Genomic DNA, 19984 nt, shown 5'->3' with positions numbered 1-19984 from the left:
CTGCGCTTTCCCATGGATTGTGGGCGACGGGATTTGCCGCTTCAAGGGGCATAGGGGCCCAGATGTCATCAGGAAACGTTTTCGGGTGGTCCTTATCGGGCTATTCCTGGCTGGAAGGGAAGACGCGCTTCATTGACAGGGCGGGCCGGGAATGTGTCAGGCGCGCCACTGCCCGCGAACGGGACATGTCCGGACAAATGAGGATAAATGGCACCTTTGTGATATATCTGACACGCGGCCGGGAATGGATTGACTGATTCTGTAGAGTCGGAATAATCGGATCTTGGCGGATGCGTCGCCACTGGGAGTGACGCAGGGGCAACGGACTGGAAGGGGAGGTGCCGCTTGCTTCGGCAGAGGGGGTATCCATAGCCGCCTCCCGCCTGAGACCAGCGCATACTCCAGCCCGTTCGCGAAGGTGACCATGGCTCGTTCCCAACCCCCACCGCCCCAGGCCCCGGCACGTCCGGTCCGGTCACCTCAGACGCCGGCGACCCCGCCACCGGCACCGGCGCCTCAGGCCGCGTGGCTCTGGCCGGCGGCGCTGGCCCTGCCCGTGGTCGCCGCCTGTTGCGCCTTCACCGCCCTGCTCCTCGACAGCCGCTCCGGCGTCGTCTGGGCCTGCGTGGGGGCCGCGGCGCTCGCGCTCACCACCGTCGCCGCCGTGGCGGCGCTGCGCCAGACCCACCATGAGGCCGTGCGCGCGATGAGCCGGCGCGAGAGCGCCATGCAGCAGCGCGAGGCGGAGTTCCAGCGCCACCTCCAGCAGCGCAACACCCAGTGGAGCAAGCACGTGGCGGCCCGCTCCAAGGCTCTGCAGGAGGCGATCAAGCACCTGGTGGAGGCGCGGATCCCGGCCGTGATCGCCCAGGACGCGGTGCCCCCGCCGTACCAGAGCCCCGGGCTCGACGAGGACGCGGCCGAGCTGCTGGAAGACGTGCTCGACGCGGTCGGCGGCGCCGCCAAGGAGGACCGCGAGCGGCAGGAGTCGCTGCGGCTGGCCCTGCTGGCGCTGGCCCGGCGCGTGCAGACCTCCGCGCATCGCATCCAGGAGAACGTGTCCGTGATGGCCGAACGCCACCCCGGCAACCCGGACGTGCTCGAGACCAGCATGCAGGTCGACCACGCCGCCGCCCAGCAGGGCCGCCACGCGCAGAGCCTGGCCGTGCTGTGCGGCGAGTGGCCGGGCCAGCAGTGGCCCAATCCGCTCGCGCTGGTCGACGTGGTGCGGGCCGCGGCCTCCAGGATCGTCGCCTACAAGCGGGTGGAGGTGTCGGGCGACCCGGACACCGCCGTCGCCGCCCACGTGGTCGAGCCGCTCATCCACCTGGTGGCCGAGCTGCTCGCCAACGCCACCCAGTCCTCCCCGCCGGCGACCACGGTGCTCGTGGCGGTACGCAACGTGCAGCGCGGTGCCGTCATCGAGATCGACGACGGCGGCGTCGGCATGGACGACCACCACCTGGAGCAGGCCCGCGAGATCGTCTCCGGACGCAGGCCCGTCGACGTGGGCGAAGTGGGGGAGATCCCGCAGACCGGCCTCGCGGTCATCGGGCACTACGTGCGCCGCCACGGGTTCCTGGCCGACCTGTTGCCCTCGCCGTACGGAGGGGTGCGCGCGGTCGTCCTGGTGACCAGCTCGATCGTGGAGACGCTGGAACCGGCGCAGGCGCCGCCCCGAGCCCGCCCCCCGCGCCACGAGGCCCAGCCGATCGACCCCGCCCAGGACCACCTCGTCCAGGACCACTTCGCCCAGGAACACCCCACGCTGGACGATCCCGAGCCGGACACCTCCGGCGAGCACGCCGCCGGGACGGGCGGCACAGCGAGCGGCACGACAGAAGGTACGGCGGGCGGCGCGCTGCCGCGCAGGCGCTCCCGCCGCGGTGAGGCGAGCTCCGACGCGACGGACCCGGGCGGTGCGCGCTCGGCCGCCGCGGAGCGGCCCGCGACTCCGGAACAGGCGGGCGAGTGGATGGCCGCCTTCTTCGACCACGACCCCGGCACCGGGGAACACGACGACCGATGACGAACGGGGTACCGATGCACCAAGACCAGGACTGGATGATCGCCGAGGTCGTCTGGGTCCCAGGGGTCCGCCATGTGGTCGTCCTCAGTTCCGACGGCCTGCTGAAGGCCCGCTCGGCAGGTACGGACAGAGACGTTGCCGACCGGCTGTCGGCCGCCTGCTCCGGACTGCAGTCGCTGGCCCAGAGCGTCGGGCGCGAGTTCGGCGGCGGCAACCGGGCCGTCAGGGAGCTGATGGTGGGCTTCGAGGGCGGCTTCCTGTTCGCCCGCGCCGCAGGGTCCGGCTCCCACCTGGTGGTCATCACCGATCCGGTGGTCGACCCGCGGCTCATCGCGCAGCAGATGCAGGCTCAGGTCATCAAGATCGGCGAGAGGAACTTCAGTACCCCCGCACGCGGGGCCACCCGCAGATGAGCGGCGAGTACCAGGACAGCGCGGTGCGGCCGTACGTGCTCACCCAGGGCCGGGCCCGCCCGACCCGCAACACCATCGGCCTCGACACGCTCCTCGTCGTGGCCGACGCCGGCAAGCCGCTGCCGCCCTCGGCCACCCGCCAGGCGCGCGACCTGCTGCGCATGTTCGGGCGGCTCCTCTCGCTGGCGGAGGCGGCCGCGCACCTGCGGCTGCCGCTGAGCGTGGCCGGGATCCTGGCCTCCGACCTCGTCGACTCCGGCCACCTGATAGCCCGCTCCCGCATCCCCGAGGCCGGGCGCCCAGATCTGACAACCCTCCAGGAGGTGCTCAATGGGCTCCGCAGGCTCAGCTGACCGCTACCTGCCCGACACCGTGCAGCAGGCGGTCAAGATCCTCGTGGTCGGCGACTTCGGCGTCGGCAAGACCACGATGATCGGCGCGGTCAGCGAGATCGAGCCCCTGCGCACCGAGGAGACCATGACACAGGCCAGCGTCGGGGTGGACGACCTGGCCGGGCTGGACGGCAAGACCACGACCACGGTGGCCATGGACTTCGGCCGCATCACGCTCAGCCCGTACACGGCGCTCTACCTGTTCGGCACGCCCGGCCAGCGGCGCTTCTGGGACCTGTGGGCCGGGCTCGGCGAGGGCGCCGTCGGCGCGCTCGTCCTGGTCGACACCCGCCGCATCGAGGGCAGCTTCGAGGTGCTCGACCAGCTCGAACTCCGCGGCGACCTGCCCTTCGCCGTCGCCGTCAACCATTTCCCCGACTCCACCCGCCACAGCCCGCAGGCGCTGCGCGAGGCGCTGGACCTGGAGCCCGGCACACCCATCGTGAACTGCGACGCCAGGAGCCGGTCCTCGTCGGTGGACGCGCTGATCGCCCTCGTCAAACACGCGCTGGCCATGCAGAAGGGCCCCTCATGATCCCCCTGTCCGCCACCACGACCTGCCCCGACCCGCACGGCGTCTTCCGCGGGCTGCGCCGCGAATGGGGTGACGTCGCCTGGGTGGAGCTCGAACCGGGCGTCGGCGCCTGGCTCGTCATGGGCTACCAGGAGCTGCTGACCATCACCCGGCAGGAGAAGCTGTACTCGCGCGACGCCCGCCACTGGCGGCTCTTCCAGGAAGGCGTCGTGCCGCCCGACTCGGGGCTGGGGCCGATGATGTTCTGGCGGCCCAACGTGATCGGCGCCGACGGGGCCGAGCACCGCCGCCTGCGCCGCCCGATCGACGACGGGGTCGCCGCGATCGACCAGCGCCGCATGCGCCGCTCCGTCGAGGCCATGTGCCGGCAGCTCATCGAGGACTTCGCCGAGCGCGGCGGCGCCGACCTGGTCGGCGACTACGCGGCCGTCGTCCCGATGCTGGCCATCGCGGGGCTGTTCGGCCTCGACGCCGGTCAGGGCCACGAACTGCTGGCCGCTCTGCGCGCCCTGTTCGGCAGCGCCGAGGACTCCCAGGCGGGCAACAGGAGGTTCGAGGAGATACTCGGTGGCCTCATGAAGGCCAGGAAGGAGGCCCCGGCCGACGACCTGACCAGCCACTTCCTGGCCCACGCCGACCTGCGCGACGAGGCCGAGGTGCTGCAGTCGATGGTGGTGATGATCTCCGCCGCGCAGGAGACGACGACCACGTGGATCGCGCAGACGTTCCGGCTCATGCTGACCGACCCGCGCTTCGCGGGCCGGGTGCGCGGCGGACGCCTCGGCGTCGACGACGCGCTGGACGAGGTTCTCTGGCGCGACCCGCCCATGACGAACATGCCCGCCCGGTACGCCCTGCGCGACACCGAGCTCGGCGGCCGGCGCATCGCCCGCGGCGACGCCCTCATCCTGGGCCTGTCGGCGGCCAACGACGACCCGCGCGTCCACGGCGGCGCGACGGAGATCGAACTCGGTAACCGCGCCCACCTGGCCTGGAGCGCGGGCCCGCACGTCTGCCCGGCCCCCGTCCCCGCCCGGCTCATCACCCGCACCGCGGTCGAGACGGCCCTGCACCTGCTGCCCGACGTACGCCTCGCGGTGGACGCCGCCGAGCTGACCCCGCACCCTTCACCGTGGACCCGCTGCCCCGCCTCGCTGCCCGTCCACTTCAGCGCGCTTGGAGACCGTTCATGATCCCCGTAGTCACCCTGGACCCCGCCGGGACCGACCACCACGGCGAGGCCGCCCGGCTGCGGGAACTGGGCCCCGTCGTCCGCGTCGTCCTTCCGGGCGGCGTCGAGGCATGGTCGGTCACCCATCACGCGCTGCTGGCCGACCTGCTGACCGATCGCAGGGTCAGCAAGGACTGGCACAACTGGACGGCCATCCGTGACGGCGACATCGCCGACGACTGGCCGCTGATCGGCATGGTCAAGGTCACCAACATGGTCACCGCCGACGGGCCCGAGCATCATCGGCTGCGTAAGTTCGTCACCCGGACGCTCACGCCGCGCCACGTCCAGAGCCTGCGGCCGCGCATCGCCGGGATCGTCGGCACGCTGCTGGACGACCTGCCCTCGCACGTGCGGCCGGACGGGACCGTCGACCTGCGTCAGCACTTCGCCTACCCGGTGCCCATGCAGGTGATCTGCGAGCTCGTCGGAGTGCCGGAGGAGGACCGCCCCGAGCTGCGGGAGCTGGTGGACAGCATCTTCCGCTCCACCACCGCGCCGGAGGAGGTGCTCAAGACCCAGCGCGACATCTACCTGCTGCTGAACCGGCTCGTCGCCGCGCGCCACGCCGAGCCCGGCGACGACCTGATCAGCGCGCTGATCGCCGCCCAGCGCGACGACCCGGAGCGGCTGTCCGACGAGGAGCTGGTCGGCACCCTGTGGCTGATGCTCGCCGCCGGGCACGAGACCACGCTCAGCCTGATCGTCAACGGCGCCCGCGCGCTGCTCACCCACCCGGACCAGCGCGCGCTGGCGGTGGCCGGCGGCGAGGAGACCTGGTCGGCCGTCGTGGAGGAGACGCTGCGCTGGGACGCGCCCATCGGCAACTTCCTGGCCCGCTACCCGCTGGAGGACATCGAGATCGGCGGCGTCACCATCCCCGCCGGAGACGCCATCCTGGCCCCGTACAGCGCGGTGGGACGCGACGAGGCGCAGCACGGCTCCGACGCCGCGCGGTTCGACATCACCCGCGAGCAGCGCCGGCACCTGGCCTTCGGCGGCGGCCCCCATCTGTGCCTGGGCGCCCCGCTGGCCCGCCTGGAGGCCACCGAGGCGCTGCCCGCCCTCTTCCGCCGCTACCCCGGCCTGTCGCTCGCCGTCCCGCCCGCGGCGCTCGTCCCCGTGCCGTCCCTGTTCTCCAACTCCGCGGCGGAGCTGCCGGTCGTCCTGACAGTGCCCTGACTTCGCGCGATACCGCACAGGATCTTCCGGAGAGGTGACATAACCGAAATGGTGTACGCCATGATGGGCGTGCGGCCGTCGTCACGACCGGCGGCGGCACGGACTCCACCAGGCACTCTGGAGATCGCATGTCCCGACCGCTGATCGGCATCACCGCCTACTTCGAAGCAGCCCGCTGGGGCGACTGGGTGCGGGAAGCGGTGCTGTCGCCCCCGTCCTACGCCAAGGCCGTCGAGCGCGCCGGTGGCGCCCCCGTGGTGCTGCCGCCGCTGAACCTGCACGCGATCGACGCCTACGTACGCGGGCTGCAGGGCGTGGTGCTGGCCGGCGGGATCGAGGTGGGCGGCGGCGCCTACGGCGAGGAGCAGGACGAGCGGGTGCCCGAGGCGCAGGGCCACCGCGACAGGTTCGAGCTGGCCCTGGCCCGCGCCGCCGTGGAGGCCGACGTGCCGATCCTGGCCGTCGCCCGCGGCATGCACGTGCTGAATGTCGCCCAGGGCGGCACGCTGATCCCGTGGCTGCCCGAGGTGCTCGACAACGAGCGCCACGCCGAGCCGGGTGTGCCGCACGTCATCCAGGTGAGCGTGTCCAGCAAGCTCGGCAAGGCGGTGGGCGACAAGGTCGAGGTGGTCGCGCCGCACACCCAGTCGGTGCGCAGGCTGGGCACCGGGCTGCTGGCGGTGGCCTGGGCCGAGGACCAGATCGTCGAGGGCATCGAGCTGCAGGGCCACCGGTTCGGGGTCGGCGTGCAGTGGCACCCCGAGCGGAGCGAGGACGACCGGCTCTTCGATGCGCTCGTGGAGGCGGCCCGCTAGGCTTCGATCATGCCACTGCACCCCCAGGCGCAGGAGTACATCGAGCGCTACCTGTCCGGCCCCGGCCGGGCCGGGCTGGACCTGGCCGGGATCCAGGAGGCCCGGGTCCGGGACGACTTCGCGCGGGAGCGCGGGCCGCTCACCCAGCTGGCCTTCGTCCGCGACGAGAGCGCCGAGGGCGTGCCGATCCGCGTCTACCGCGCCGACCGGGGCGACGGCGCGCTGCCCGTGGTGGTCTACTTCCACGGCGGCGGCTGGATGACCGGCGGCATCAAGCGCAGTGACGCGCTCGGCCGCGACCTGGCGCTGCGCACCGGCGCGGTGATCGTCTCCGTCGGCTACCGGCTGGCCCCCGAGCACCCGTTCCCGGCCGCGGCCGACGACGCCTGGGCCGTGGTACGCGACATCTTCGCCCGCCCCGCCTTCTACCAGTGCGACGGCGGCGTCGCCGTGATGGGCGAGAGCGCGGGCGGCAACCTCGCCGCCGTGGCCGCCTGGCAGGCCCGCGACGCCGGGCTGCGCCTGGCCCACCAGGTGCTCGTCTACCCGGTCCTCGACGCGGCCATGGACACCCCCAGCCACGCCGAGTTCGCCAAGGGCTTCGGCCTCGACGCCGACGACCTCGCCTGGCTCCTCACCCAGTACGCCGGCGCGGCCGACCCGGAAGATCCGCTGCTGTCCCCGCTGCGGCTGCCGTCGGTCGCGGGGCTGGCGCCCGCGACCGTGGTGACCGCCGAGTGCGACGTGCTCCGCGACGACGGCGAGCGTTACGGCACGCGGCTGGCCGAGGCCGGGGTGCCCGTCGAGACCCGCCGGTTCGATGGGGCGATCCACGGCTTCTTCGGCCTGCCCGGCCTGTTCGACCAGGCCGTCGAGGCCCGCGACTACGTGGCCGCCCGGCTGCGGGAGGCATGGTGATGGACGGGAGCGCGTACGAGAAGCTCAAGATCGACACGCCCGCCGACGGCGTGCTGCGGATCACGATCAGCGAGCCCCGCAGGCGCAACGCCGTCGACATGACCGGCCACCGCGAACTGGCCGAGATCTGGCGCGACGTCGACCGCGACGACTCCGTCAGGGCGGTGATCGTCAGGGGAGAGGGCGAGGCCTTCTCCGCGGGCGGCGACCTGTCGATGATCGAGGAGATGACCCGCGACCACGCCACCAGGCTGCGCGTGTTCGCCGAGGCCCGCGACATCGTCTACAACGTGCTCAACTGCGCCAAGCCGATCATCTCCGCCGTGCAGGGGCCCGCGGTGGGCGCCGGGCTGGCCGTCGCCCTGCTGGCCGACATCTCCGTGGCCGGGCGCACCGCCCGCATCATCGACGGCCACACCAGGCTCGGCGTAGCGGCCGGCGACCACGCCGCGATCGTCTGGCCGCTGCTGTGCGGGCTGGCCAAGGCCAAATACCACCTGCTGCTCTGCGAGCCCGTCACCGGCGAGGAGGCCGAGCGGATGGGCCTGGTGAGCCTGTGCGTCGACGACGACCAGGTGCACGACAAGGCCATGGAGATCGCCCAACGCCTCGCCGCCGGCTCCCAGGAGGCCATCCGCCTCACCAAATACTCCCTGAACAACTGGCTGCGCATGGCGGGACCCACCTTCGACGCCTCGCTCGCCATGGAGTTCCTCGGCTTCAGCGGCCCCGACGTGGTGGAGGGCGTGCGGGCGGTGCGCGAGAAGCGCCCGCCGGAGTTCCGTCCCTAGAAGCTGCGCGGCAGCCCCAGCACCTGCGTCGCGAGATAGTTGAGCAGCAACTCCTCCGTCACGGGTGCCACCTTCCCGATGCGGGCGTCCGTGAGCAGCCTGGCCACCGGATATTCCAGCGAGTACGCCATCCCGCCGTGCGTCTGGAACGCCGCGTCGGCCGCCTCCCACGCAGCCTGTGAAGCGGTGAGCTTGGCGATGTTGGCCTCGGTGCCGCACGGCAGGTGCCGGTCGAACGACCACGCGGCCTTGTAGAGCATCAGGCGGGCCAGCTCGATCTTGGCCTTGACCTGGGCCAGCGGGAACGCGATGGCCTGGTTGGCGCCGATCGGCCGGCCGAACACCTCGCGCTCCTTGGCGTACTGCACCGCGACCCGCAACGCGACCTCGGCCCCGCCGAGCGCGGAGGCGGCCAGCAGGATCCGCTCGGGGTTGAGGATGTCCCACAGCACGGCCGCGCCCTGGTCGATCTGCCCCACCACGCTGGAGGCGGGCACCCGCAGGTCGTCGATGAACACCATGTTCGACGGCGTCGTGTTGGCGCCCAGCTTCGGGATCGGCTGGTAGGACAGCCGCCCGGCCGCCACCGCCGCCGGCACGTTCACCAGGAAGACCGTCAGCCCGTGCGTGCGCGGCTTGGCCTCGGCGGCCGGGACGGTCCTGGTGACCAGCAACATCCAGGTGGCCCGCTGGACGCCGGTGATCCAGATCTTCTGCCCCTTGATCACGTACTCGTCGCCGTCGCGTCTGGCCGCCGTCGTGATGGCCAGCGCGTTCGAGCCCGCGTCCGGCTCGGTCAGCGCGAAGCACGTCTCCAGCTCACCCGTGGCCAGCCGGGGCAGCAGCTCCGCCCGCTGCTCGGCCGTGCCGTGCCTGGCCAGGGTGAGCGCGCCGAACCCTGGCGTCAGCACGTACGTGAACGCCGAGCCGCCCGCCGCGCCCGAGGCCGCCAGCGTCTCCGTCGCCACCGCCAGCTCCAGCAGCCCCTGCCCGCCACCGCCGAACTCCTCGGGCACGGCCAGGCCCAGCCAGCCGCCCTTGGCCAGCTCCGCCCAGACCTCCTCCGGCCAGCGCTTGTCCGTTTCGCAACGCTGCCAGTAGTCCAGGTCGTAGCGCGAGCAGATGTCGCCGATGCCGCGCTGAACGGCCAGGGCGCTGTCGGGAAGGGTGAAATCCATCACACCATCGTAGAAGTAAGTTCTGTTCAGGGTCGAGGTCTGCGGGCGTGGAACACGAACGCCGGAGGCGCGTTGCGCCACACCGTACGGCCCGGCACGACCTCCTCGAACCGCTCGGCCAGCAGCGCGCGGAAGCGGCGCGCCGAGCTCATCGGGATGGCGTGAATGTAGGAGAACGTGGTGAACGCCCCGGACGGGCTCATCGCCGAGGACACCGCGCCGAGCAGCCCCCGCTGCAGGTCCTCGGGGAACGCCGCCCACGGCAGCCCGCTGATCACCACATCGGCCTGCCGCAGGCCGCGCTCGCCGAGCAGGCGGCTGAGCTCGGTCGCGTCATCATGCACGACGTCCACGACCGGGAATCGCCGGGCCAGCAACGTCGCCAGCTGCTGGTTGACCTCCACGGCCAGGTGGTGACCCCGCCCGGTCAGCCGGCGCTGGATCTCTGCGGTGAAGGGCCCCGTGCCGGGGCCGAGCTCGACCACGGTAGGCTCGCCGCGTTCCGGCAAAGGCGCGCACACGGCCGCCGCGAGCCGTCGCGAGCTGGGCGCGAACGCCCCGATCTTGGCCGGAGCACGAAGGAACTGGCCGAGCAACAACGCGGTGTCATTAGGCATACCCCAAACGGTAAGGGAAGTCTCCCGCTTGTCTCATCCGCCGACGGGGCGATGATGCGGCCACTAGGAGGAGACGGGGTCCTCCGTCCGGAGGATCGGAACGCGCGCCCCGCCCGGATACCGTGGGCGGATGCGATGGCGTGGTGTGCCGCTCGACCTCCTGCTCGCGGCCGCGGGCACCGCTCTCGACCTGATGTTGTCGGCCAAGGGCGGGGGCTCCGCGCTGCTGCCGGGCAACGAGGTGATCCCGATGGCCGTGGCCGTGGGCGCGCCCATGGGCCTGGTCAGGCGCGCGCCGCTGGCGGTGAGCCTCTACCTCGCCGCGTTCCTCGTCTTCACCGACCAGGTGGGGTCGTTCACCGCCAACACCGCCCAGATGCTGCTGTGCGTCGCCATCGGCCTGGTCGCCTACTACTCGGGCTGGCGGCCGACCTGCGTGGCGCTGGGCGCGGCCATCGCCGCCACCGCGACGAACCTGGCCGACCCGGGCATCGCCCTCACCACGAACTCGTGGATGTACTCGGTCCTCGTCCCCACCTTCCCCGTCCTCATCGGCACCTACCTGCGCGGCCCCGCCGGGCGGCTGAAGGACGGCGACATCTCGCCGGACGTGCTGCTGGCCGGCGGCGGGGTGGCCTTCACCGTGCTGAGCACCTGGACCGACTGGCACAGTGGCAGCCAGCCGGTCTGGGTCGTGGGGCTGTTCGCGGTGCTCGGCGGGCTGTCGCTCGGCGTCGCGCGGCGTTTTCCCGGGCTGGTGTTCATCTTCCAGAGCGTGCTGCTGATCGCCGCCGACCAGTACCTCCACGAGACGGTCAACACCTGCCTGATCCTGATGCTGATCGCGCTGTGCGTGTTCGCGATGCGGATCGCCTCCTGGGCCTGGATCACGGTCACGTACGTGATCTGCACCATGCTCGCCTCGCTCGCGATCGTCGAGGACTCGACCGAGGTCACCGCGTTCCGCGTCGCCATCCTGATGGCCCTGGTGACCACCCCCGTCGCGATCGGCCGCTACCTGGGCGTCAGGCAGGCGGCCGCCGAGGCCGAGCGGCTGCGGGTGCGCGAGTCGGCGCGGCTGGCGGTCGCCCAGGTCCGCGCCGACCAGCTCCTCGAGCGGGAGAACATCGCCCGCGAGGTGCACGACATCGTGGCCCACCACGTGGGCGCGATGGTCCTGCGCGCCGGCGCCGCCCGCTACGCCGCCCCCGAAGGGCCCGTCGCCGACGCGCTGGCCGACATCCGCGAGACCGGCCACCAGGCGCTCGAAGACCTGCGCGGGCTGCTCGACGTGCTGCGCGACCCCGGCCGCCGGCCCGACATGCCCGCCGACCCCGCCGAGGTCATCCGCGAGTCCGCCGAGCGGATGACCGCCGCCGGCCTCCAGGTCGAGCTCGAACTCGACCCCGCCACCGCGCACGCCCCCCTCGTGGCCCGCGCCTCCGCCGCCCGCATCGTCCAGGAAGGTCTCACGAACGTGCTCAAGCACGCCGGTCCCGGCACTCAGGTGAGCGTCGCCGTCACCACCACCGGCCAGGCACTGACCGTACGCGTACGCAACGGCCCCCCGCCCACCATCATCGAACGCCTGCCCTCATCCGGCCGCGGCCTGGCCGGCATGCGCGAACGCGTCCGCGCACTCGGCGGCACGCTCACGGCGGGCCTCGACCAGGACGGCGGCTGGCTGCTCACGGCCGACATGCCCATCGCCTCGCCTGCCTCCCCGACCACCTCCCCGCCTGCTGAGCGCCCCACGGGGTGCATCACCGACCTCATCACCGGGGGCCTCACCGGGGGCGCCACGTGATCCGCGTCCTGGTCGCCGACGACCAGGCGCTGGTCCGCGCGGGCGTACGCATGCTGCTGCAGGTCGCGGGCGACATGGAGGTCGTGGCCGAGGCCCAGGACGGCGCCGAGGCCGTACGCCTGGCCGAACAGCACCTGCCCGACGTGATCCTCATGGACCTGCGCATGCCCAGGGTCGACGGGCTGGAGGCCAGCAGACGGGTCCTCGCGGCGCGGCCGGCCACCAGGATCGTCGTGCTCACCACGTTCGCCGAGGACTCCGACGTGTACGCCGCCCTGCGCGCGGGCGCCGTCGGCTTCCTGGTCAAGGACGACGAGCCCGAACGCATGGTCGACGCCGTACGCCGGGCCGTGACGGGCGAGCAACTCCTGGGCCCCTCGGTGCTACGCCGGGTCGTCGCCCGCTTCCTGGCCGCGGAGGAGGAGACGACCATGCCGATCCCCGCCGTGCTGACCGACCGCGAACTGGAAGTGCTCGCACTGGTCGGCACCGGGCTGTCCAACGCGGAGATCGCCGAGGAACTCCACGTGGGCATCACCACGGTCAAGTCCCACATAGCCGCCGCCATGGACAAGCTGGGGCTGCGCAACCGGATCCAGGCCGCGGTCGTCGCCCATCGCAGCGGCTTGGTGGACGCGGCGTTCCGGCCGGTACGTCATCCCCGGGGCGGAGCCGTCGAATAATCCCACGGGCTGACGCCCGTACGGGCCTTGACCTGCGACCATGTGGCCCTCACCGCCTCCCCCGCTCCCTCGGAAGGACCACCTGAACGCCGGCCCCCCGCCGCGGCCGCCCAAGAGCATCCCACCGCTCAAACTCACCACCACACCGCCTCCCGGCCCCGACCTTGCCCGACCCTGCCCTCGACCCCGCCCCCGGCCCTACCTGGCCTGGCCTGGCTCCGATCCCGATCCCGCCCCCAACCCGCCCCCAACCCGCTCCCAACCCGCTCCCAACCCTGACCCTGGCCCGGCCCGGCCTGGACCTGGTCCGGGCTGCTGGCTTGGGCTCCGGTCTGGCCCCGTCTGGACTCCGGCTTGGGCCACGGTCGCCGTGGGTCGCCTGGCGCCGCTAGGGTCGTCGGTGTGTACGTGAAGATCTGCGGGTTGAGCGAGCCCGAGCACGTGGCGGCCGCCATCGAGGCGGGCGCCGACGCCATCGGGTTCGTGATGACCCGGAGCCCCCGCGAGGTGACGCCCGAGCGGGCCGCTGAGCTGGCCGCGGCGGTGCCCGCCCACGTCCTCACCGTCGGCGTGTTCCGCGGCGAGCCCCCCGAGACCGTCCGCGCCGCCACTCTCGTCTCGGGCGTGCGCGGCATTCAACTGCACGGCAAGCACCCGCACGGCGACTTCACCGCGCTGAAGGACCTCGGTCACACCCTGATCAGAGCCGTCGACTTCACAGCCGACCTACGCTGCGGCGCCTACGACGAGGACCTGCTCATCGTGGACGCCCCCCGCCCCGGCTCCGGAGAGCCATGGGACTGGTCGGCAGTGCGCGGCCACCCCTCGGGACACTGGCTGCTGGCGGGCGGCCTCAACCCCTCCAACGTCGCCGAGGCCGTCGCCGCCGCCGAGCCGTGGGGCGTGGACGTGTCCAGCGGCGTCGAACTGGCACCCGGCAAAAAGGACTCCGACCTCATCCGCCGCTTCATCACGGCGGCCCGCCCATGACCGACCTCATCGACGACCCTGGCGCCCCCGGCACCGGGTCCGTGACGATCGCCGATCGCGGTCCTGTCGGCGATGCTGATGGGAACTCCGGCGGTGATCTCGGTTGCGACCCCGGCGGCGTTCCCGGTAGTGACTCCGGTCGTGGTACCGGCGGCGACGGCTGGTGAGAGCTCCGGCGGCGGTCCCGGTAGCGGCTCCGGCGAGGACCCCGTTGGTGACGCCGGTGATAGGTCCGGTGGCGATCTCGGCAGTGACCACGGCGACTACGCCGATGAGAACTTCGTCGGCGGTCCGTTTTGACGACCTCAGGGTGACTCTGTGGCCGACTCCAGGGATGGCTCCATGACTGACATCGACTCCGGAACTGACGGTCCCGGAACTGACGGCCCCGTGACCAATGGCCCCGGGATTGAGGGCCCCGGTCTGGGCGCCGGTCCTCTGCAGGATTTCGCCCGTACCGTCGCGTTCATGCACGACTTCGCTCGCCGCAGGGCGGGGCGGACCGTCGAAGTGCCCGGTGGGTTCGCCGTGCTCAACGAGCGCTACTCCGGCTCGTACGATGACAACAAGCTCGTCGTCTGGTCCGGCACCGACCCGGGCGCGGTGCTGAAGGCGGCCGACCAGGTGCTCGCCGAGCGCGCGTACCGGCTCGTCAACGTCGACGACGACCGCCTGGGCCAGGCGTACGCGCCCGCTTTCGAGGCCGCGGGCTACACGCACGAGATCAACGTGGTCATGGTGTTCCGCGGCACGTTCCCGCACGACGCGGCGCCCGTTGAGCATCTCGATCTGCCCGCGCTGCTGCCCACCCTCCGGGCCGGCTGGCGCGAGACGCTGCCCGAGGCCGCCGACGAAGTGATCGACCAGCTCGCCAGACGAGTCGAGGAACGACTGCGCGGCGCCGACACGGTGGGTTTCCGCGGCGTACGAGCCGAGAACGGCGAGCTCGCCGCCAGGGCCGACATCTACACGCACGCCGGCGTCACGCAGATCGAGGACCTCTACACCGGAGACCGCCACCGGGGCCGGGGCCACGCCCGCACCCTGATGAGGGCGCTCCTCGCCGAGGCGGCGGCCAGCGATCTGGTGTTCCTGGTGGCCGACGCCGGCGACTGGCCCAAGAACTTCTACGAACGGCTCGGCTTCCAGGCAGCAGGCCACACCCACAGCTTCCTCCGCACCTGACCAGCCACCGGCCTCAGCGGTCCGCTCCAGCCACCAGCCTCGGCCACCAGCCTCGGCCACCAGCCTCGGCCCTGGCGTGGTCCTGGCGTGGCCTGTCAGTCCCGGTGGTTGGGCAGGGCTCTGGGCGGTTCTACGCGACTGGCTTGTGTCCCGGGGTCTCGCAGGTGGGTGGGGCGGTCCCGGGTGGTCCGGCGCGCCCCAGACGACCTGGCGCGGTCTCAGGTAATCCAGTGCACCCCAAGACCCTGGCCTGGTGCGTCACCGGGCGGTTCGCTGCGGGCTCTGGTGGGGTGGCGTGACCTCGGGTGGTCGGGTATGCCCCGTGAGGCTGGTCTGGTGCGTTGTCGGGTGGTGCGGTATGGCCTTTGGGTGGCGTGGTGTGGTCGGGTGCAGCCCGAAGGCTCTGCTCTGGTACGCCACCAGGTGGTCCGGTGTGATCTCCGCCGGGTGGTCAGACCAGGGTCTTGTGGTGGTGGTGGTGGTGGCGGGTGGTGAGGCCGAGGGTCAGGGTGAGAGCGGTCACCCCGAGGTAGGCCGCCCCGGCCAGCGCCGCCGCCCCATGCAACCCGCCGATGAAGCGTGGCCCGCCCGGAGTGCCCGCCAGCGCGCCGAAGACCGCGACACCGATCGCGCCGCCCGCCTGGCGCGCGGTGTTGTTGATCGCGCTCACCAGCCCCTCCCGGCCGGGCGGCGGGTCGCTCATGGCCAGGGCGACCACGCTGGGCGTCAGCAGCGCCGCGCCGAGTCCGATGACGGTCAGCGCGGGCAGCATGACCAGGTACGGCGAAGCCGCCCGTACCGGCAGCAGCAGTCCCATTCCCACCGCCAGCGTGACGAGCCCGGCGAGCATGACGGGGCGCGGGCCATGGCGGCCGGCCAGGCGGCCGAACGGCGCGGACAGCAACGCCAGCGGCGCGAACAGCGGCAGCAGGGCCGCGCCCGCCGTCATCGGGGACTGCCGCAGCACACCCTGGAGGTAAAGGGTGATCAGCAGCATCATGCCGTTGATCCCGAAGTTCATGATCGCCGAGCCGATCGTGCCGACCGCGATCGAGGGGCGGCGCAGCAGTCCCAGCGGCAGCATCGGCGACTCCCGCCGGTGCTCGATCACCACGAACGCGGCCAGCAGCGCCGCGGCGACCGCGAACAGCCGCCAGTCGGGCCCCTCGCGCCCCGCCTCGATCACCGCGTACGTCAGGACCAGCAGCGCCCCCGCGCCCGCCACGGTGCCCGGCAGGTCGACCGGCCGGGGCTCGGGAACGTCGGCCGGAGCCACCCGGAGCACCGCCACGAAGATCACCACGATGAGCGGCACGTTGATCGCGAAGATCGCGGGCCAGCCGAACGTCTGGACCAGCACCCCGCCGAGCAGCGGCCCGGCGGGCAGGGCCACGCTGCCCACCGCGGCCCAGACCCCGATGGCCCTGGCCCGCTCCTTGCCGCCGGGGAAGGTGCGGGTGATGACCGCCAGCGTGCCCGGCAGCAGGAGCGCGGCGCCCACACCCTGCACGGCCCGCGCCGCCACCAGGGCGCCGATGCCGGGCGCGAGCGCGCAGCCCGCCGAGGCCACGCCGAACAGCGCGAACCCCGCCAGCACCACCCGCCGGTGTCCGAAGCGGTCGCCCAGCGTGCCGCCCGTCAGCAGCAGCCCGGCCAGCGCGATCTGGTAGCCGTCGACCACCCATTGCAGGTCGGCGAGCCCGGCGTGCCGGTCGGCCGCGATGGACGGCAGCGCCACGTTCACGATGGTCACGTCCAGCAGGACGACGAACAGGCCCGCGCACATCACGATCAGGACGTTCCTCTTCATCCTTGCCTTCTGCGCGGTGACGGATGGCCCTAACCTCTCGCGACGAGCGGATCGAGCGGATCGAGCGGATCAAGCGGATCGGGCGGATGTCGACACCGCTGCCGGGAAAGGCGAGGCAGTAGGGTCGGCAGCGTGAGCGAAACTTCCGCCGAGGATCGGATCTGGACGGTTCCGAACCTGCTGAGCTTCTTGCGCCTCCTCGGCGTACCTGTCTTCCTCTGGCTGGTATTGGGGCCCAAGGCGGACGCCTGGGCGATCGTCGTCCTCGCGGTCGCCGGGTTCACCGACTGGCTCGACGGCAAGATCGCTCGAGCCTTCAACCAGATGAGCAGGCTCGGCCGGATCATCGACCCGGCGGCCGACAAGCTCTATGTCTTCGCCACGATCCTGGCGCTGTTGCTGCGCGATGTCATTCCGTGGTGGCTGGTGGCGATCATCCTCGGGCGCGAACTGTTCGTCGCCTGTTTCATTCCCGTACTTCGGAAGAGCGGTTACAAGGCACTTCAGGTGCATTTCTTGGGCAAAGCCGCCATGTTCAACCTCATGTACGCCTTCCCTCTGCTCTTCCTCGCGTCCCACACTGGGTGGTATGCCGATATAGCACGAATTGTCGGATGGGCATTTGCGCTCTGGGGAACGGGCCTGTACTGGTGGTCGGGGGTGCTCTATGTGGTGCAGGTGCGCCGGCTCGTAGCCGCGGCCAAGGAGGAGTGATCGGGTGAAGGCGGTCGTCATGGCGGGTGGAGAGGGCACTCGGCTGCGTCCGATGACGGCCAACCAGCCCAAACCCCTGCTGCCCGTGGTCAACCGTCCGATCATGGAGCACGTGCTGCGCCTGCTCAAACGGCACGACATCACCGAGACCGTGGTCACCCTCCAGTTCCTGGCCGCGCTCGTGCGCAACTACTTCGGCGACGGCGACGAACTCGGCATGAGCTTGCAATACGCCACGGAAGACGTTCCCCTTGGTACGGCGGGCAGCGTGAAGAACGCCGCGGCCCGCCTGCGCGATGACCGATTCCTGGTGATCTCCGGCGACGCCCTGACCGATATCGATTTGTCGGATATGGTCCGTTTTCATCGTGAAAAATCGGCGCTTGTGACCATCGGTCTGAAACGGGTGCCGAACCCCCTCGAGTTCGGCATCGTGATCGTCGACGAGGAGCACCGCGTCCAGCGCTTCCTGGAGAAGCCCACCTGGGGCCAGGTCTTCTCCGACACCGTCAACACCGGCATCTACATCATGGAACCCGAGGTGCTCGACGCGGTCGCCTCGGGCGAGCCCGTCGACTGGTCGGCCGACGTCTTCCCCAGTCTGCTGGAGCGTGGCGCCCCCATCTACGGCTACGTCGCCGAGGGCTACTGGGAGGACGTCGGCACCCACGAGAGCTACCTCAAGGCCCAGGCCGACGCTCTGTCCGGCCGGGTCGCCGTGGACATCGGCGGCTTCGAGGTGTCGCCGGGCGTCCGGGTGGCCGAGTCGGCCTCGATCGACCCCGACGCGGTGCTCAAGGGCCCGCTGCTCGTCGGCGAGTACGCCAAGGTCGAAGGCGGCGCCGAACTGCGCGAGTACACCGTGCTCGGCAACAACGCGGTCGTCCGCGAAGGCGCCTTCCTGCACCGGGCGGTCGTCCACGACAACGTCTACCTGGGCCCGGGCGCCCACCTGCGTGGGTGCGTGATCGGCAAGAGCACCGACGTGATGGCCGGGGCCCGGATCGAGGAGGGCGCCGTCATCGGTGACGAGTGCGTCATCGAGCCCGAGGCGTACATCTCCAGCGGCGTCAAGGTCTACCCGTTCAAGACCATCGAGGCCGGCGCCGTCGTCAACACCAGCGTCATCTGGGAGTCCCGCGGCCAGCGCAGCCTGTTCGGCCCCCGCGGCGTCAGCGGCCTGGTCAACGTGGAGATCACCCCCGAGCTGTGCGTACGACTGGCCAGCGCGTACGCCACCACCCTGAAGAAGGGCGAGCACGTCGTCACCTCGCGCGACTCCTCCCTGGCCGCCAGGGCGCTGAAGCGGGCCGTGATCGGCGCGCTCAACGCCAGCGCCATCAACGTCCTCGACCTGGAGGCCGCGCCGCTGCCCGTGACCCGCTTCCACACGGCCAGGGAGTCGGCCGCGGGCGGCATCGCGCTGCGCACCACCGCGGGCGACCCGCAGAGCATCGACATCGTCATCATGGACGACCGCGGCGCCGACCTGCCGCCGGCCGCCCAGCGCAAACTGGAACGGGTCTTCTCACGCCAGGAGTTCCGGCGCGCCTTCCCGGGCGAGATCGCCGAGCTCCGCTTTCCCGCCAGGGCGGTCGAGGACTACGCGTACGAGCTGCTGCGCTGCGTGGACATGACCGGCATCAGGGACATGAAGGTCGTCGTCGACTGCGCCGGAGGCACCTCCTCGCTGGTCCTGCCCACGCTGCTCGGCCGGGTCGGCGTCGAGGTGCTCACCGTGAACGCCCGCCTGGACGACATCTCGCCCACGGAGACGCTCGCCGAGCGCCGCCGGGACCTCCAGCGCCTCTCGGAGCTCGTGAGCTCCTCCAGGGCGGCCTTCGGGGTGCGGTTCGACCCCGTCGGCGAGCGCATCGCGCTGGTGGACGAGATGGGCCAGCTCATCGGCGAGGAACGCGCCCTGCTCGTCGTGCTCGACCTGATCGCCGCCGAGCGCCGGGCCGGCCGGGTGGCGCTGCCCGTGACCACCACCAGGGTCGCCGAGCAGGTCTGCCGCTTCCACGGTGTGCAGGTGCGGTGGACCTCCACGGCGGTCGACGCCCTCACCTCGGCCGCGGTGGACGACGACATGATCTTCGCGGGGGACGGGCGGGGCGGTTTCGTGGTGCCCGAGTTCGGTCCGGCGATCGACGGGGTGGCGGCGTTCATGCGGCTGCTCGGCCTGGTCGCCCGCACCCGGCTCTCGCTCAGCCAGATCGACGCGCGCATCCCCGAGGCCAAGCTGCTCAAGCGCACGGTGCCGACCCCGTGGGCGGCCAAGGGCGCCGTCATGCGCTCGGTCATCGAGGCCGCCGAGGCCGAGCCGAACGGCTACCGCATCGACACCACCGACGGCGTGCGGGTGGCCTCGGACGACGGGAGCTGGGTGCTGATCCTGCCCGCCGCCACCGAGCCGGTCACCGATCTGTGGGCCGAGGCCGCCGACGTGGACACCGCCCAGTCCCTCCTGGAGCGCTGGGCCCATCTGGTCGAGGAGGCCTCCTCGTGATCCGGAATTCGCGCTAGACCGTCACATAGGGTAACTCTGGTGGATAGGTGGCGGTGGAACGTACAAGATCGTAATGTTGAAACGCGCGGCGGCATGGACCTTGAGGCTCGGGCGGCGGTAACTTTGTCACCGTCCGAACCCGTCGTCCAGCGCCTCGCCTTGACCTTTGCCGCTGATCAGCGTAA

General features: G+C 71.7%; 19 protein-coding genes. 16 read left to right on the top strand and 3 right to left on the bottom strand.

From position 1 onward, the window contains the following. Positions 1-424 precede the first annotated feature (424 nt). The 9 genes from AB0B91_RS44625 (at position 425) to AB0B91_RS44585 (ending at position 8306) form a co-directional block, all read left to right on the top strand. Positions 425-2029: an ATP-binding protein gene (locus AB0B91_RS44625; RefSeq protein ID WP_358334094.1), complete on the top strand. Its 1605-nt coding sequence runs from the start codon at positions 425-427 to the stop codon at positions 2027-2029. 14 nt (positions 2030-2043) lie between these two features. Next, positions 2044-2442 carry a roadblock/LC7 domain-containing protein gene (locus tag AB0B91_RS44620; RefSeq protein ID WP_214634373.1) on the top strand — a complete coding sequence of 133 codons (399 nt, stop codon included), beginning with the start codon at positions 2044-2046 and terminating at the stop codon, positions 2440-2442. Beyond that, positions 2439-2795, top strand: a complete 357-nt coding sequence (locus AB0B91_RS44615; RefSeq protein ID WP_358334091.1) for a DUF742 domain-containing protein — start codon at positions 2439-2441, stop codon at positions 2793-2795. Before AB0B91_RS44620 ends, AB0B91_RS44615 begins: the two co-directional genes overlap by 4 nt. Continuing rightward, positions 2773-3369 (top strand): ATP/GTP-binding protein, encoded by a 597-nt coding sequence (locus tag AB0B91_RS44610; protein ID WP_358334088.1) that lies wholly within the window; start codon positions 2773-2775, stop codon positions 3367-3369. The genes AB0B91_RS44615 and AB0B91_RS44610 overlap by 23 nt, the downstream gene beginning before the upstream one ends. Beyond that, positions 3366-4562 carry a cytochrome P450 gene (locus tag AB0B91_RS44605; protein WP_358334084.1) on the top strand — a complete coding sequence of 399 codons (1197 nt, stop codon included), beginning with the start codon at positions 3366-3368 and terminating at the stop codon, positions 4560-4562. The genes AB0B91_RS44610 and AB0B91_RS44605 overlap by 4 nt, the downstream gene beginning before the upstream one ends. Beyond that, on the top strand, positions 4559-5782 hold the full coding sequence (locus AB0B91_RS44600) for a cytochrome P450 (RefSeq protein WP_358334081.1): 1224 nt from the start codon (positions 4559-4561) through the stop codon (positions 5780-5782). Before AB0B91_RS44605 ends, AB0B91_RS44600 begins: the two co-directional genes overlap by 4 nt. A gap of 128 nt (positions 5783-5910) precedes the next feature. Further along, complete coding sequence (locus tag AB0B91_RS44595; RefSeq protein ID WP_358334078.1) at positions 5911-6597, top strand: gamma-glutamyl-gamma-aminobutyrate hydrolase family protein; 687 nt, start codon at positions 5911-5913, stop codon at positions 6595-6597. Positions 6598-6606: 9 nt separating this feature from the next. Then, positions 6607-7515, top strand: coding sequence for an alpha/beta hydrolase (locus AB0B91_RS44590; protein ID WP_358334075.1), 909 nt, complete (start codon positions 6607-6609; stop codon positions 7513-7515). Next, the gene (locus AB0B91_RS44585) at positions 7515-8306 is read left to right on the top strand and encodes an enoyl-CoA hydratase/isomerase family protein (RefSeq protein ID WP_358334072.1); all 792 of its coding nucleotides are present in this window, start codon (positions 7515-7517) and stop codon (positions 8304-8306) included. The genes AB0B91_RS44590 and AB0B91_RS44585 overlap by 1 nt, the downstream gene beginning before the upstream one ends. Here AB0B91_RS44585 and AB0B91_RS44580 read toward each other — a convergent pair. Beyond that, a complete protein-coding gene (locus tag AB0B91_RS44580) occupies positions 8303-9484 on the bottom strand; it encodes an acyl-CoA dehydrogenase family protein (protein ID WP_358334069.1) in 1182 nt (393 codons plus the stop codon). The genes AB0B91_RS44585 and AB0B91_RS44580 overlap by 4 nt on opposite strands. Before the next feature lie 26 nt (positions 9485-9510). After that, entirely contained in the window at positions 9511-10101 is a 591-nt protein-coding gene (locus tag AB0B91_RS44575; RefSeq protein ID WP_358334066.1) for an SAM-dependent methyltransferase, read from the bottom strand. A gap of 130 nt (positions 10102-10231) precedes the next feature. On the opposite strand from AB0B91_RS44575, the gene AB0B91_RS44570 reads away from it, so the two are divergent. From AB0B91_RS44570 to AB0B91_RS44550, 5 genes are all read left to right on the top strand, one after another. Beyond that, on the top strand, positions 10232-11908 hold the full coding sequence (locus AB0B91_RS44570; RefSeq protein WP_358334063.1) for a histidine kinase: 1677 nt from the start codon (positions 10232-10234) through the stop codon (positions 11906-11908). Further along, positions 11905-12591, top strand: coding sequence for a response regulator transcription factor (locus AB0B91_RS44565; RefSeq protein WP_358334060.1), 687 nt, complete (start codon positions 11905-11907; stop codon positions 12589-12591). Before AB0B91_RS44570 ends, AB0B91_RS44565 begins: the two co-directional genes overlap by 4 nt. A 402-nt stretch (positions 12592-12993) precedes the next feature. Beyond that, on the top strand, positions 12994-13581 hold the full coding sequence (locus AB0B91_RS44560; protein ID WP_358334057.1) for a phosphoribosylanthranilate isomerase: 588 nt from the start codon (positions 12994-12996) through the stop codon (positions 13579-13581). Between the two features lie 72 nt (positions 13582-13653). Further along, positions 13654-13881 carry a hypothetical protein gene (locus AB0B91_RS44555; protein ID WP_358334054.1) on the top strand — a complete coding sequence of 76 codons (228 nt, stop codon included), beginning with the start codon at positions 13654-13656 and terminating at the stop codon, positions 13879-13881. Between the two features lie 168 nt (positions 13882-14049). Beyond that, positions 14050-14766, top strand: a complete 717-nt coding sequence (locus AB0B91_RS44550; RefSeq protein WP_358334051.1) for a GNAT family N-acetyltransferase — start codon at positions 14050-14052, stop codon at positions 14764-14766. Positions 14767-15217: 451 nt separating this feature from the next. Here the strand turns inward: AB0B91_RS44550 and AB0B91_RS44545 are convergent, their stop codons facing one another. Further along, positions 15218-16576, bottom strand: coding sequence for an MFS transporter (locus AB0B91_RS44545; RefSeq protein ID WP_358334048.1), 1359 nt, complete (start codon positions 16574-16576; stop codon positions 15218-15220). A 132-nt stretch (positions 16577-16708) separates the two neighbouring features. Between AB0B91_RS44545 and AB0B91_RS44540 the strand changes: the two genes are divergently transcribed. Together AB0B91_RS44540 and AB0B91_RS44535 are read left to right on the top strand one after the other, a co-directional pair. Then, positions 16709-17290, top strand: a complete 582-nt coding sequence (locus AB0B91_RS44540; protein ID WP_219539338.1) for a CDP-alcohol phosphatidyltransferase family protein — start codon at positions 16709-16711, stop codon at positions 17288-17290. 4 nt (positions 17291-17294) lie between these two features. Next, positions 17295-19799, top strand: a complete 2505-nt coding sequence (locus AB0B91_RS44535; RefSeq protein WP_358334045.1) for a mannose-1-phosphate guanyltransferase — start codon at positions 17295-17297, stop codon at positions 19797-19799. Positions 19800-19984: the final 185 nt, after the last annotated feature.

It is taken from the genome of Nonomuraea sp. NPDC049141, from assembly GCF_040648415.1.
In the GTDB taxonomy this organism is placed as follows: domain Bacteria; phylum Actinomycetota; class Actinomycetes; order Streptosporangiales; family Streptosporangiaceae; genus Nonomuraea.
Note: the sequence above shows the minus strand (reverse complement) of the source record. Positions and strands in the feature narration are given on the sequence as shown.

What these genes read in the sequence shown, in the direction of transcription:
- AB0B91_RS44590 (WP_358334075.1), top strand. Translation starts at nt 6,607, where the DNA reads ATGCCACTGCACCCCCAGGCGCAGGAGTACATCGAGCGCTACCTGTCC.
- AB0B91_RS44605 (WP_358334084.1), top strand. Translation starts at nt 3,366, where the DNA reads ATGATCCCCCTGTCCGCCACCACGACCTGCCCCGACCCGCACGGCGTC.
- AB0B91_RS44555 (WP_358334054.1), top strand. Translation starts at nt 13,654, where the DNA reads ATGCTGATGGGAACTCCGGCGGTGATCTCGGTTGCGACCCCGGCGGCG.
- AB0B91_RS44580 (WP_358334069.1), bottom strand. Translation starts at nt 9,484, where the DNA reads ATGGATTTCACCCTTCCCGACAGCGCCCTGGCCGTTCAGCGCGGCATC.
- AB0B91_RS44620 (WP_214634373.1), top strand. Translation starts at nt 2,044, where the DNA reads ATGCACCAAGACCAGGACTGGATGATCGCCGAGGTCGTCTGGGTCCCA.
- AB0B91_RS44575 (WP_358334066.1), bottom strand. Translation starts at nt 10,101, where the DNA reads ATGCCTAATGACACCGCGTTGTTGCTCGGCCAGTTCCTTCGTGCTCCG.
- AB0B91_RS44625 (WP_358334094.1), top strand. Translation starts at nt 425, where the DNA reads ATGGCTCGTTCCCAACCCCCACCGCCCCAGGCCCCGGCACGTCCGGTC.
- AB0B91_RS44570 (WP_358334063.1), top strand. Translation starts at nt 10,232, where the DNA reads ATGCGATGGCGTGGTGTGCCGCTCGACCTCCTGCTCGCGGCCGCGGGC.
- AB0B91_RS44545 (WP_358334048.1), bottom strand. Translation starts at nt 16,576, where the DNA reads ATGAAGAGGAACGTCCTGATCGTGATGTGCGCGGGCCTGTTCGTCGTC.
- AB0B91_RS44585 (WP_358334072.1), top strand. Translation starts at nt 7,515, where the DNA reads ATGGACGGGAGCGCGTACGAGAAGCTCAAGATCGACACGCCCGCCGAC.
- AB0B91_RS44600 (WP_358334081.1), top strand. Translation starts at nt 4,559, where the DNA reads ATGATCCCCGTAGTCACCCTGGACCCCGCCGGGACCGACCACCACGGC.
- AB0B91_RS44550 (WP_358334051.1), top strand. Translation starts at nt 14,050, where the DNA reads ATGCACGACTTCGCTCGCCGCAGGGCGGGGCGGACCGTCGAAGTGCCC.
- AB0B91_RS44610 (WP_358334088.1), top strand. Translation starts at nt 2,773, where the DNA reads ATGGGCTCCGCAGGCTCAGCTGACCGCTACCTGCCCGACACCGTGCAG.
- AB0B91_RS44615 (WP_358334091.1), top strand. Translation starts at nt 2,439, where the DNA reads ATGAGCGGCGAGTACCAGGACAGCGCGGTGCGGCCGTACGTGCTCACC.
- AB0B91_RS44595 (WP_358334078.1), top strand. Translation starts at nt 5,911, where the DNA reads ATGTCCCGACCGCTGATCGGCATCACCGCCTACTTCGAAGCAGCCCGC.